12 protein-coding genes are annotated in these 13,446 nt (G+C 62.8%); all 12 read right to left on the bottom strand.

Translation table 11 applies throughout. From position 1 onward, the window contains the following. Entirely contained in the window at positions 1-918 is a 918-nt protein-coding gene (locus tag FJ419_RS06330) for an endonuclease/exonuclease/phosphatase family protein (protein ID WP_140688589.1), read from the bottom strand. Positions 919-1,026: 108 nt separating this feature from the next. After that, a complete protein-coding gene (locus FJ419_RS06325; protein WP_140688588.1) occupies positions 1,027-2,580 on the bottom strand; it encodes a sodium:proton antiporter in 1,554 nt (517 codons plus the stop codon). A gap of 152 nt (positions 2,581-2,732) precedes the next feature. Further along, a complete protein-coding gene (locus tag FJ419_RS06320; protein ID WP_140632506.1) occupies positions 2,733-3,797 on the bottom strand; it encodes an ABC transporter ATP-binding protein in 1,065 nt (354 codons plus the stop codon). 16 nt (positions 3,798-3,813) lie between these two features. Next, the gene (locus tag FJ419_RS06315; protein WP_095766296.1) at positions 3,814-4,605 is read right to left on the bottom strand and encodes an ABC transporter permease; all 792 of its coding nucleotides are present in this window, start codon (positions 4,603-4,605) and stop codon (positions 3,814-3,816) included. After that, a complete protein-coding gene (locus tag FJ419_RS06310) occupies positions 4,602-5,396 on the bottom strand; it encodes an ABC transporter permease subunit (RefSeq protein ID WP_224524636.1) in 795 nt (264 codons plus the stop codon). Before FJ419_RS06310 ends, FJ419_RS06315 begins: the two co-directional genes overlap by 4 nt. Positions 5,397-5,582: 186 nt before the next feature. Beyond that, complete coding sequence (locus FJ419_RS06305; RefSeq protein WP_140541890.1) at positions 5,583-6,689, bottom strand: ABC transporter substrate-binding protein; 1,107 nt, start codon at positions 6,687-6,689, stop codon at positions 5,583-5,585. A 246-nt stretch (positions 6,690-6,935) separates the two neighbouring features. Next, positions 6,936-8,108 (bottom strand): iron-containing alcohol dehydrogenase, encoded by a 1,173-nt coding sequence (locus tag FJ419_RS06300; RefSeq protein WP_140688585.1) that lies wholly within the window; start codon positions 8,106-8,108, stop codon positions 6,936-6,938. 18 nt (positions 8,109-8,126) lie between these two features. Next, positions 8,127-9,512 carry an aldehyde dehydrogenase family protein gene (locus FJ419_RS06295; RefSeq protein WP_140688578.1) on the bottom strand — a complete coding sequence of 462 codons (1,386 nt, stop codon included), beginning with the start codon at positions 9,510-9,512 and terminating at the stop codon, positions 8,127-8,129. A gap of 19 nt (positions 9,513-9,531) precedes the next feature. Continuing rightward, complete coding sequence (locus FJ419_RS06290; RefSeq protein WP_140632518.1) at positions 9,532-9,951, bottom strand: type II toxin-antitoxin system VapC family toxin; 420 nt, start codon at positions 9,949-9,951, stop codon at positions 9,532-9,534. After that, on the bottom strand, positions 9,941-10,390 hold the full coding sequence (locus FJ419_RS06285) for a helix-turn-helix transcriptional regulator (RefSeq protein WP_181164932.1): 450 nt from the start codon (positions 10,388-10,390) through the stop codon (positions 9,941-9,943). The genes FJ419_RS06290 and FJ419_RS06285 overlap by 11 nt, the downstream gene beginning before the upstream one ends. Before the next feature lie 57 nt (positions 10,391-10,447). Then, the gene (locus tag FJ419_RS06280) at positions 10,448-11,818 is read right to left on the bottom strand and encodes a glutamine synthetase family protein (protein ID WP_140688570.1); all 1,371 of its coding nucleotides are present in this window, start codon (positions 11,816-11,818) and stop codon (positions 10,448-10,450) included. A gap of 87 nt (positions 11,819-11,905) precedes the next feature. Continuing rightward, positions 11,906-13,441 carry an amino acid permease gene (locus tag FJ419_RS06275; RefSeq protein WP_140688562.1) on the bottom strand — a complete coding sequence of 512 codons (1,536 nt, stop codon included), beginning with the start codon at positions 13,439-13,441 and terminating at the stop codon, positions 11,906-11,908. Positions 13,442-13,446 lie beyond the last annotated feature (5 nt).

Raw genomic sequence — 13,446 nt, 5'->3', positions numbered from 1 at the left:
TCACCTGCTCGCCAGGCCTGAGGCGATGCCCGGCATTTCCAGATCGATATCGATCCTGAGCGGGAAATGGTCGGAAGCCACCTCGCCGATATCGGCGCTCACGGAACGCACCCGCCCGGCCAGCATGCCGCCGACGAAGCAATGATCGAGCCGTCGTTTCGCCAGCCTGCCGTCGATGATCTTTTCGTGCGTATGGAAGTCCGGCCCCGGCTCGCTGGCGACGGCCGCGGCATCGACGAATCCGTCGATATAGGCAGCGCCGCGATGGTAGGTCGTATTGCCGACGATGCGCCGGTATTCGGGGCTGCCCGGCTCCATGTTGAAGTCGCCCAGCCAGATCGCCGCCAGCGGGTTTTCCGGCTCCGGCTGGCCGTTCGACCAGTCGCGCTGCGGCTCGTCGTCGACGCCGCTCCAGGGGCCGCCGTCGGACGGCGCGCGGCGATGCTCGGCAAGCAGATAGTCGATCTGCTCCAGCCGCTCCTCGGCCGCGATGTGAGCGAGATGCAGCGAGAAAAAACGCACTGGCCCCGCCGGCGTGCGGATCATGCATTCCAGCGCCGCGTTGCGGGTGTTGAGCGGCCTCAGCGTGCGCCGCAGCGGCAAGGTGTGCAGGCGCGACCAAACGATCGGCAGCTTCGACAGCACCATCGTGCCGAACTGCCGCCGGCGGTTGACGACGCGGCCATCGCGCTTCTCGCTGGCATCCATGTCGAAGGCCGGGCCGTAGGCCCAGTAATAGCCGGGCAGCAAGCTGGACAGGATCTCGGGCTGGTCGTCCTCGTTGCTGCGCTGCCAATGCCGCTCCACCTCCTGCAGCGCGATGATGTCGGCGCCGTCCACCAGCCTGGCGCAGCGGCTGAGATCGTAGCGCCCGTCGCTGCCGTAGCCATACTGGATATTGTAGCTGATCAGCTTCATTGATTAACCGGCTCACTTCTGGTGATCGCAGTAGCGCCCCGCCCCTTGCGTTGCAATGGACCGGCGTGGCAAGCGGAATAGTCCAGTGGAAATCGGCGAACCGGCGCTCTAATAAGTCGTCAGCGGCTGGAAGCTTCCGGCGGGCGACGCCGCAAGTTCCGACCAGTCGATCTCCTCCTCCAGCCGGTGATAGGCTTCGTCGCCGATCGTGCCGTTGCTGCGCAGTTCCTCCAGCGTGTCGCGCTGCCGCTTGATGGCGTAGAGGCGCAACCGGTCGTATTCCGTCGCGGCCTGCGCATCGTCGGGATTTTCGGCGATCCGCCGCTGCGCCTCGTACTGCTCGCGCACGACGGCGGCGGCCGACGAGGTCTTGCGGCTCAGCACATCGAGCGCGGCCTGCATGATGGCGACGCGCGCCTCGGCCACCTCGCGATCGATCGTCGTATCGCGCGGGAAATTGAGCCAGCGCAGCAGGACCTTCAGGCTCATGCCTTGCAGCACCAGCGTGCCGAGCACGACCGCGAAAGCGGCGAGCACGATCGGGTCACGCCCGGGAAAGCCGGCCGGCAAGGCAATGGCGGCGACCAGCGTCACCAGCCCGCGCATGCCGCACCAGCCGACAAGCACGGCACCGGCAAATGTCGGCGCATCCTGCTTTTCTTCCTCGCTGTCGTTGCGGGCAAACCATCGGATGATCGCGACGTATCCCGCCACCCAGACGAGGCGCGCCACGACGACGACGGCAAGAACCGTCGCGGCGAAGACGAATGCCTCGCCTTGCCCATCGCCGGCAAGCCGGCCGATGATCGACCGTGCCTGCAGGCCCATCAGCACGAACGCCAGCACGTTGAGCACGAACACCGCCGATTCCCAGACCGAATAGGCGCTGACGCGGCGTCTTGCCGACATGCGGCGCGGCGTGGTGCGCGCGATGGTGATGGCATAGACGACGATGGTGATGATGGCGGAGAGGCCGAGCTTGTCGGCAATGATCCAGACGGCGAAGGTTCCGGCGAACTGCACCACGGTGCTGCTTGCCGCGTCCTCGATGCGTGTCAGCGTGAGCCGCGACGCTCGGCCGAACAGATAGCCGGCGATAACACTGCCGACCGTTGCAAGCAGGATGACGGGCGCTGCGTCTTTGAGCATGAGCGTGCCGATGGCGGCTGAAACCGATATCCGGTAGATCAGCAGCGCCGTGGCATCGTTGAGCAGGCTCTCGCCCTGCAGGATTGCAGTCAGACGGTGCGGCACCTTGAACTGATTGAGCACCGCGCTTGCGGCGACCGCGTCCGGCGGCGCGACGATGGCGCCGAGCGCGATCGCCGCCGCGATCGGCAGGCCGGCCATCTGCCAGCCGACAAAGGCAACGACCAACGCGGTGAAGACGACCGCGCCGAGCGCCAGCAGGGCAAGCGACAGCCGGTAGCGCTTCAGGTCGCGCAGCGAGGTGTCATAGGCGGCATCGAGCAGCACCGGCGCGATGAACAGCGCCAGCGCCAGTTCCGGATCGATCTCGATCGTCGGCGCGCCCGGCACGAAGGCAAGCCCAACGCCGGCAAGCGCCAGCAGCGACGGATAAGGTACCTCCAGCCATCGCGATACCGCCGTCAGCGCGACGGCGATGAGAAGCAGGATCAGGGTAAGTTCGAACAGCGCCATGGCTCATCGTAGCGATGGAACCAGGCGTTTGGCACTGCAAAAGTGATGGTGAATGGTGAATGGTGAATGGTGAATGGGTATCATCAGAACATCTCGAGCACGTAAAGTGCTGATCGCCATTCACCATTTACTATTCACCATTCACTCTTTCCCTAGTGCAAAACCAGCATATCGCCGGACGAGAACGAAATGTCCGCCTTGTCGCCTACAACAGGCGGCGGCGTCGTGGAGTTGTTGAAGGTATCGAGCGATACCGTGTTGCCGCCGATGCCGACGCGCACGCGGATGACTGAGCCAAGGAAATGCACTTCGGCGATCTCGCCCGACAGGCTGGTGTCGTGGCCGGGCTGGCGCCCCAGCGAGATGGCCTCGGGCCGCAGCGCCAGCGACAGCGTGTCGCCTGATTTCGAACCGTTGAGCTTGCCTTTCAGCGAGACTTCCTGCGAGTTGACTTGCACCTTGCCGGACGCGGCGTCGGTGACCTTGCCCTCCAGCACGTTGAGCGTGCCGACGAAATTGGCGACGAATTTGGTCGCCGGCCGGTTGTAGATCTCGAACGGCGTGCCGACCTGCTCGGCCTTGCCGCCATACATCACCGCGATGCGGTCGGAGATCGACAGCGCCTCTTCCTGGTCATGCGTGACGAAGATGGTGGTGATGCCGAGCTTCTTCTGGATCGAGCGGATTTCCTCGCGCAGCGACACGCGCACCTTGGCGTCGAGCGCCGACAGCGGCTCGTCGAGCAAGAGCAGCTTCGGCTTCGGCGCAATCGCCCGCGCCAGCGCTATGCGCTGCTGCTGGCCGCCGGAAAGCTGGTAGGGATAGCGATCGGCCATCTGCGGCAGCTTGATGATGTCGAGCATCTCGGCGACCCGCCTGTCGGCATCCGCCTTCGGCATGCCTCCTACCTTCAGCCCGAAGGCGATGTTCTGCGCCACCGTCAGGTTCGGGAACAGCGCGTAGGCCTGGAACACCATGCCGACATTGCGCTGGTTGGGCTTCAGCCTGGTGATGTCCTTGCCGCCGACGACGATCTTGCCGGCCGATGGCTCCTCGAAGCCGGCGACCATACGCAACACCGTGGTTTTGCCGCAGCCGGACGGCCCCAGGAACGAGACGAATTCGCCCGGCTCGACGTCGAGATTGAAATCCTCCACCACGGTGGTGGCACCGAAGGATTTTCGAACGTGCTGGATGGAGAGGAATGGGTCGGCCATGGCGTGGTTCTCTCGATCAATTTGGGCGGTTCGCCGATTTCGGCGCGAAGCGGGACAGGATCTGGATCAGCGACATGCAGCCCCAGGTGATGGCGAAGGCGATGATCGCAAGTGCAGCCGGCTCATAGGCACGATTGGCGCCGATATTCTGCAGGTAAGGGCCGAATGCCGGCCGATTGAGCAGGCTTGCCATGGTGAATTCGCCGATGACGATGGCGAAGGTGAGGAAGGCACCCGACAGCACCGCGATCAGCACGTTGGGCAGGATGACGCGAGTGATGATCGTGCCCCATCCGGCGCCGAGGATTTGGGCTGCTTCCGTCAGCGTCCTGACATCGATGGTCCGAAGACCGGTGTCGACGGCGCGGTACATGTAGGGTAGCGCCAGCGTCGCATAGCCGATCACCAGCAAGGCGCTGGCGCCGAGATCGCTGGCCAGGAACGGCAGCGGCGAATTCGAGCCGTACATACGGATATAGCCGAAGACGATGACGATCGCCGGAATGACCAGCGGCAGCAGCGTGATGAATTCGACGATCGGCCTGATTTGAGGCAATCGGAGACGGATCCAGTAGGCGGCCGGCACCACGATCAGCACGCCGAGGATGATGGTGAAGATCGCGGCGACCACCGAATACAGGAACGTCGCTTGGAAGCGCGGATCGCCGAGCACGACTTGATAGGCGTCGAAGGAATGGACGCCGCGCCGCATGCGCAGCGAAAACTCGAACGTCGCCAGCAGCGGGATGAAGAAATAGGCCGTGCCTATACCGAAGACGACCCAGGCCCAGAATTTGCCCGATTTCATTTCAGCCACCTCTCGGAACGGGTCCGGAACCAGATGTAGAAGACGTTCGCCAATCCGGTGATGACGATCATGCCGAACGCGATCGCGTAGCCCAGTTGCGGGTTGTGCAGCACGTCGCCGTTGATCTGCGAATAGAGCTTGATGGGGACGATGTTGAGCTGCGGACCGGCGAATGCATAGGCCGTCGCGATCGCGCCGAAGGCGTTGGCGAACAGAAGGATGACGGTGCCGAGGAAGCTCGGAAACAACACCGGTATCACCACCATGCGCCAGTACTGCCACTGGGTGGCGCCAAGCGTGGCGGCAGCCTCGTTCCATTCCTTCTTCAAGCCGTCGATCGCCGGCACGATGATCACCACCATCAGCGGGATCTGAAAGAAGAGATAGACCACGATCAACCCCCACGTGGTCAGGAAATTGAATCCCAGCGCATAGATGTTGAGGTTGAATATGTCGCGCAGCAGCACCGTCACGATGCCGACGCGGCCGAGCGTTGCTATGAACGCGAAGGCAAGCGGCAAGCCGGCAAAATTCGAGGCGACGCCCGAGAAGGTCAGCGTCGCGGAGCGCACCCAACTGGGCAGGCCGCCGCGCACGATGGCCACGGCAATCGCCAGTCCGGCAAAAGCGCCGACGATGGCCGACCAGAAGCTGATCTTAATCGAAACCCAATAGGAGTTGGCGATCGAAGGATCGCTCACCAATTGCAGGACGTTGTCGAGCGTGAACCCGCCTTCCCCGGTCTGAAACGCGCCGATGACGAGATAAAGCGTCGGCATGATCAGGAACATCAGGGCGAAGACGAAGAACGGCGCCACGCCGATCCATTGCGTCGGCAGGCGGAAAGCAGTCGCTTCGGTCGGCGGCGCGGGCTTGGTGGCAACAGACTGATTTGAAAGCGATAGATCGGCCATGCCCGGGCACCGTCTTCGAGGGAACGCCGGGCGGCCAGGCGGCCGCCCGGTGCATTTCAAGTCTTACTTGACGTTGGCGCCGACAGTGGCGTCCCAGTTCTTGCTGATGGCTTCCTTGGCCTTGCCCTGCTCGTCGAGCGTCGGGAAAGCCGCCGAGGCGTAGGACTCAGCCGGCGGCAGCTTGGCCAGCACGTCCGCCGGGATCTTGCCGTTCTTGGCGAGATCGTTGAAGCGGATCGGGTGGCAATAGCCCTTCAGCCAGCCGACCTGGCCTTCGTCGGAATAGAGGTATTCCATCCACAGCTTCGCGGCATTCGGATGCGGCGCGAAGGCGCTGATCGCCTGCACATAGACGCCGGCGACGACGCCGGTCTTCGGCACGATCACGTCGACGGGCGGGTTGCCCTTCAGCGTGTCGCGGCCGGCGAGCGCGTTGTAGTCCCAGTTGATCAGGATCGGCGTCTGGCCCTGGGCCAGCGTCGCCGGCTTGCCGACGACCGGAACGAAGTTGCCGGCGGCGTTGAGCTTCTTGAAGAACTCGAGGCCGGCTTTTCCGGCAGCTTCGCCAGCGGCGGCGCCCGACGACAGGCCGGAGGCATAGACCGCCTGGATGGCCTGGTTCGACGCGCGCGGGTCACCGGCGAGCGCGACCGAATTGGCAAATTCCGGCTTCTGCAGGTCGGCCCAGTCGGTCGGCGATTCCTTGACCAGGTCCTTGTTCACCATGAACGACAGCACGCCGTAATAATCGCCATACCAGGCACCATCGGCATCCTTGGCGCTGTCCGGGATCGAGTCCCAGGTCGACACCTTGTAAGGCATCAGCAGGCCGTCGGCCTTGGCGGTCGGGCCGAAGGACAGGCCGACGTCGATGACGTCGGGCGCCTGCGGGCCCTTGTTGTCCTTATTGGCCTTGATCGCCTCGACCTCGTCGCCCGAGCCGGCGTCGGGATTGAGCTCGTTGATGGTGATCCCCGGATACTTAGCCTTGAAACCGTCGATCACTGCCCCGTAGCCACACCAGTCATGCGGAAGCGCGATGGTGGTGAGCTGGCCTTCAGCCTTCGCGGCCTTGACGAGATCGTCCAGCGAATCCGCGGACGAAATCACCGTCGACGCAAAGAGCGCCGCGGCCGAGAGGGAAAGCACTTTCCCCGTGAACTTGAACATGTGTTCTCTCCGTTGAACTGGCGCGTTTAAGCGCCTGCGATGCGGGTATCGTTTTCGTGTGACAGCCGGATGAAGGCTTTTTGAAACCCGATCCCCGCGGCGAAAAAAGTTAACTCTTTTTAACGGACTGTAGCAATTAGCCCGCGCTTAATTTTCCGGCTAATGGTTATTCACCTTGCCCTTTGCCCTCTCCCTTCCCCTTTGGAACGCCTCTTCAGTCAACTCTTCGGCATTGAAAGCCGGCTCTCAGAAGGAGCCGGCGATCGCATTTTCGAGCAGCGTCAGCGCCGCCTTCTTGGTGAGCTTGACCGGGTTGCCGCCGGCGGTCGGGTCGACCACCGCCATGTCGGCGATCAGCGTCCTGCGCTTCTTGTCCATGTCGAGGCCCTTGATCAGGCCGGGCAGCGCGTGCGGCACCTTGAGCTCCTTGCGCAGCTTGACGATCGCCTTGGCGAAGCCGTCGAAGCCGCCCTTGATGCCGCAATAGGCGGCGAGCCTGGCGATACGCTCGTCGATCGCCTCGCGGTTGAAGGCCAGCACATAAGGCATGAACACGGCATTGGTCATGCCATGATGGGTGTCGTAGAGCGCGCCGATCGGATGCGACAGCGAATGGATTGCGCCCAGCCCCTTCTGGAAGGCGGCGGCGCCCATGGAGGCGGCGCTCATCATATGGGCGCGGGCAACCAGATCCTTGCCGTTGGCGAAAGCCCTGGGCAGGTTCTCGAACACCAGCCGGATACCTTCCACCGCGATGCCGTCGGCCATCGGATGGTAGCCCGGCGCGCAATAGGCCTCGAGGCAATGCGCGAGCGCATCCATGCCGGTGCCGGCGGTGATGAAGGCCGGCATGCCGACCGACAGCTCCGGATCGGCAATGACGATCGCCGGCAAAAGCTTCGGATGGAAGATAACCTTCTTGGTGTGGGTCTCCTCATTGGTGATGACGCCGGCGCGGCCGACCTCGGAGCCGGTTCCCGCCGTGGTCGGCACCGCGATGATCGGCGCGATCGCGTCCGAGTTGGCCCTGGTCCACCAGTCGCCGACATCCTCGAAATCCCATACCGGGCGCGTTTGCCCGGCCTGGAAGGCGATCAGCTTGCCGAGGTCGAGCGCCGAACCGCCGCCGAAGGCGATGACGCCGTCATGCTTGCCCTTCTTGAACACCGCGATGCCTGCAGTGAGGTTGGACTCGACCGGGTTCGGCTTCACCTCCGAAAACACACCGTAGGGAACCTTGGCCTCGTCGAGGATCTTCAGCGTCGAAGCGACGACCGGAAGTTTTGCCAGGCCCGGGTCGGTGACGAAGAGCGGACGCTTGATGCCCGCGGCAGCCAGCACGTCCGGCAGTTCCTTGATGCGCCCGGCGCCGAAACGGACGGTGGTGGGGTAGTTCCATTTGGAGATCAGCTTGGACATGTCTTGTCTTTCAAAAAGTCAGATTGCTTCGCGCAGGTGATAGGATTTCGGCCGGGTCAGATTGTCGTAGCCGATGGCCGAGAGCGCGGCGCCCTTGCCGGTGTCCTTGACGCCGGTCCAGACCAGCGCCGGGTCGAGATAGTCGCAGCGGTTCATGAACACCGTGCCGGTTTCGACGCGGTCGCCGATGGCCACCGCGCGCTCCGTGTCGCGCGTCCAGATCGAGGCGGTCAGCCCGTACGGGCTGTCGTTCATCAGCGCGATCGCCTCCTCGTCATTGCGCACCTTCATGATGCCGACGATCGGCCCAAAACTTTCCTCGCGCATGACGCTCATCTGGTGGTCGACCCCGGTCAGCACGTCCGGCGCCAGATAGGGCGAGCCTGGCCTGTCGTTCTCGACCTTCATGTCGATATGCGCCTTGGCGCCCTTGCGCAGCGCCTCGGCTTTTTGCTCGCGGATCAGGTCGGCGAAGCGTGGCTGCGCCATCGGTCCCATGGTCGTCGCCTGCTCCAGCGGATTGCCGACGACATAATTCCTGGTCTCGGCGACAAAACCCTCGACGAACTCGTCATAGACCTTCTCATGCACATAGACGCGCTCGATGCCGCAGCAGCACTGGCCCGAATTGAAGAAAGCGCCGTCGACCAGATTGGCGACCGCATGATCCATCTTGGCGTCGGGCAGCACATAGGCGGGATCCTTGCCGCCGAGCTCGAGGCCGAGCGTCATGAAGGTGCCGGCCGCGGCCTTCTCGATGGCGCGGCCGCCGCCGACCGAGCCGGTGAAATTGACATGGTCGATCTTGCCGGAGCCGAGCAGCTTCTCGGTCTGGGCGTGGTTCATGACCAGGTTCTGGAACAGCCCCTTTGGCAGGCCGGCCTTATCGAAAGCCTGCTGGAAGCGCTCGCCGACCAGCAACGTCTGCGCGGCATGCTTGAGGATGACGGCACTGCCCGCCATCAACGCCGGCACGATCGTGTTGACGGCGGTGAGATACGGATAGTTCCAAGGCGCGATCACCAGGACGACCCCGAGCGGCACCTTCTTCACATAGCGGCGGAAGCCGTCCTTCGGGTTGGGCGCCAGCACCGGCTTCAGCGCGGCTTCGGCGATCTCGACCATATAGTTGGTGCGTTCCTTGACGCCGCCGAACTCGCCGCCATAGCGCACCGGCCGGCCCATCTGCCAGGCGATCTCGGGCACGATCTCGTCGGTCATCGCAACCAGGGCTTCCAGCATTGCCAACATGTATTTGCCGCGCTCGACGACCGGCGTCTCAGCCCATTTTTCTTGCGCCGCCCTGGCGCGCTCGACCGCCGCGTTGATCGCCTGGTCGCTCGCGACCGGCCGCTCGGCATAGATCGAGCCGTCGATTGGGGATTTGAGTTTCACGGTTTCCAATTAAACGCTCTCCAGTTTGTCAGCAGGCAATGGCTCGAACGTGGCCCTGGGCTGCATAAGCCAGAATGGCCCGGTCTCGCGTTATGATCGTCTGATCGCGCTCTCTTGCAGTGGCTATGAGCATCCGGTCGACGGGATCGTTGTGCACCGTGCCAGGAAGATGGGACGCAGCCACAAGGATGCGGGGAGTGACGCCTTCCACCGTAACGGCCGCCGTCTCCACGAACTCTTCGAACCAGCGTTCGGGAGTCCTGATGGAGGGCAGCCTGCCTTTTGAGACCAGCATTCCGATTTCCCAAGCCGACATGACCGAGACAGCGATCGTACAGGCGTTCTTTCGTGCACGGTTCACCGCTTCAATCGCCGTTTTGGTGACCGGCTGCCGCGCCGACGACCAAAGCACGAAGCAGGTATCAAGCAGCAGCCCGTCATCTGTCATACACTTTGCCCCAGTCGGGATCCGCGGGGGCGGTGTAGTCAACTTCGGGAAGCAGCTTCAGCGTTCCGGCCATGCATCCAAACAAAGGGTCTGCGCCTGGAGGCGGCACGACATAGTTTTCCTTCACGTCGGTATCGTTGTTGAAATCCACATGCCCCTCCATGAAACCCGGTTCGCTTTCCAGCGCAGGGCGAGGCTTTGCGTCCGCAGGGTCGGATGAAGAACCCAGGTGGACCAATATCTCGCTGACGGGCCGATCGAAAACTTCCGCGATCTTGCGTATTTCATCGACTTGCATACGCCGTTCGCCGTTGAAGGTTCGCGACAGCGCGCTGTAGTGCATGCCCAAGCGGACGGCCATGCTGCGAACCGTTAGTTTGCGCTCCCTCATCCTGCTCATGAACCATGCCTTGTCGATGCCAGGCCTGCTTTCCGACAACGTCGCCTCCATGTTGCGGTACTATAATCGCAACATATTGCGAAAATCACAACAACGTCAATACCTCTCAAAGCCCCTGTGCAGCTCCCAATCCGTGATGCGGCGGTCATATTCGAACTGCTCCCAGCGGGCGGTGTGCACATAGTGCTCGATCACGTCGTCGCCGAAGGCCTGCTTCAGCATCTTCGACTTGGCCAGCGTTTCGGTGGCGTCGCGCAGCGTCTTCGGAATCTCGGGCAGGCGCGAGGCCTGATAGGCGTCGCCGACGAACGGCTTCTGCAGCTCCAGCTTCTCGTCGATGCCGGCAAGGCCGGACGCGATCAGAGCGGCGAAGGCGAGATACGGATTGAGATCGGCGCCGCCGATGCGGCATTCCATGCGGATGCCCTTGGTGCCCTCGCCGCACAGCCGGAAGCCGGCGGTGCGGTTGTCCTCGCTCCACATGATCTTGGTCGGTGCGAAGGTGCCGGCCTGGAAGCGTTTGTAGGAGTTGATGTACGGCGCCAGGAACCAGGTGAATTCCTTGGCGTATTTGAGCTGGCCGGCCGCCCATTGCTGGCCGAGGCTCGACAGCGTCCAGTCGGCCTTCTTGTCGAAGAACAGCGGCGTCTTGCCGTCCGCGCTCCACAGCGAATTGTGGATGTGGCTGGAATTGCCGGCGAGGCCGTAATTGTACTTGGCCATGAAGGAGATGGCCTTGCCCTCGGAATCGGCGATCTCCTTGGCGCCGTTCTTCAGGATGACGTGGCGGTCGGCCATCTCGAGCGCTTCGGCATAGCGCACATTGATCTCTTCCTGGCCGGGTCCCCACTCGCCCTTGGAATTCTCGATCGGAATGCCCGCCGCTTCCATCTCGTTGCGAAGCCGGCGCATGACGCCTTCTTCCTTGCTGGTGATGCCGATCTGGTAGTCGCCGATATAGGGCGAGGCGCTGTCGAGCCCCTGCCAGTGCTTCTTGCGCGCGGAATCGTAGGTCTCGCTGAACAGGTAGAATTCGAGTTCTGAGGCGAAATAGCCGATATAGCCGCGCTGCTGCAGGCGCTTGACCTGCTTCTTCAGGATCGCGCGCGGCGAGTGCGCCAAATCCTCGTGGTCGTGATGGTCGAGCACGTCGCAGATGACCAGCGCCGTCTTCCCCAGCCACGGAATGCGCCGCAGCGTCGACAGGTCCGGCTTCATGACGAAGTCGCCATAGCCCTTCGACCAGCTCGCCGCCTTGTAGCCCGGCACCGGCTCCATATCGATGTCGCAGGCCAAGAGATAGTTGCAGCCATGCGTCTCGCCATGCGCGGAATCGACGAAATACTGAGCCAGGAAGCGTTTGCCCGAGAGCCGGCCCTGCATGTCGACGATGCAGGCCAGCACCGTGTCGATCTCGCCGTTCGAGACCGCTTTCTTCAACTGATCGAACGAGAAATTCCCGGCCATTCCTTTGGCACTCCAGCGCTTGTCGATTGAAAGGGAGAAACAAAACCATGGCCGGCGTTGCGCCGGCCATGGCCATGAAGCGAAGTATCAGTGGCCGGTCTCGCCGACCGCCACTTCGGCTGCCGCAATTTCCGCCTGACGGCGAGCAATATCGGCCCCGATCGGCGGGCCTTTGAACCGCTTGGATTCGATGCCGAACCACAGCACCGCGAGAAGGATGATCAAACCGATGGCATAGTTGATCAAGATATCGAAGGGCGGCTGGATACCGGCATACATCAGGATCAGCACGCCGAGGATGGTGATGATCGCGAACGGCTTGGACCACATGCCCAGACGGAACGGACCGAATTCGGTCCAGCTCTTGCCTTCCGCAAAAAGGCCGGCCGCCACCGGCATCGCATAGGACACATAGAGGAAGAGCGCGCAGCCGGCCGCCAAAGCCGCGAAAGCCGGCGAGTAAAGCGTCGCTGCGATCGAGAGGACGGCTCCAAGCCAGATCGCCGCCACCGGCGTGCGCCATGTCGGGCTGACGGTTTTCCACATGGAGGAGCCTGGCAGGCCGCCATCACGCGCGAAGGCGAATATCATGCGCGAGGTGGAGGTCAGTCCGGCCAGCGCGCAGATGTAGTTTGCTACCACGATCGCGATGGCGATGATGCTCTTCAACCAAAACGGCGCCGGCAGGTTGTTAAAGAGATTGAACCAGGCGTTGGCGCCGTCCTTGGCGGTCGCGGCCAGATCCGGGCTTGCCAGCACGAAAGAGACGGCCATGACGAAGCCGAAGATCAACGACCAGAGAACCGAATGGATCATGCCGCGCGGCACTGCCACCCGGGCGTTATGGGTCTCCTCCGAGGTATGGGCGGAGGCGTCAAAACCGGTGATGGTGTATAGTGGATAGAGAAGACCGATCAGGAAGGCGACCAGCGCTGTCCGTGCCGTCGGCACATAGCCGCCACCCGCATCGCCCGTGTTGTTGACGAAAGTGGTCAGTCGCGAGAAATCCCAGCTCGCGCCCCAGATCAGGAACATCGCGGTCAACACCACCGCGACGACCAGGATGAGATAGCCCGAAAAGTCGGTCAGCGCGGTGGTCAGCTTGATGCCGAAATGGTTGAATAGCGCCTGCGTCACCGTGATGATCACGACCCCGATCACCTGCTCCTGATAACCCCACGCCGACACATCGTGGCCGAACACGCCGGCCCAGACGAGGTCCTTGAAGAGCGCATAGACGCCGACATTGACCGAAGCGACAACGAAGATCAGGCCAAGCAGGTTGATCCATGCCGTGGCCCAGCCCCAGCCGCGTCCGCCAAGGATTGAGGACCAGTGGTAAAGACCGCCCGCGGTCGGATAGGCTGAGCCGATCTGGCCGAGGGAGGCGGCGACGACCAGCGCGAAGACGCCGCCGACGGCCCAGCCGATAGTCGCCTCGAAACCGCTGCCGGTGGCCATGGCCAGCGGGAACGAGGTGATGCCACCCGCCAGGATGCAAATGATCGAGAAGGAAATGGCAAAATTGGAGAAGCCGCTCATGCGGCGAGCCAATTCCTGGGCGTATCCCATGCTGTGAAGGACTTTTACGTCCTCGGACTTGTCGAATTCTTCAGGTCTCATTTTGG

The sequence above is a fragment of the Mesorhizobium sp. B2-6-2 genome, assembly GCF_006440615.1.
GTDB lineage: Bacteria > Pseudomonadota > Alphaproteobacteria > Rhizobiales > Rhizobiaceae > Mesorhizobium.
This window is presented reverse-complemented; position numbering and strand designations above follow the sequence as displayed.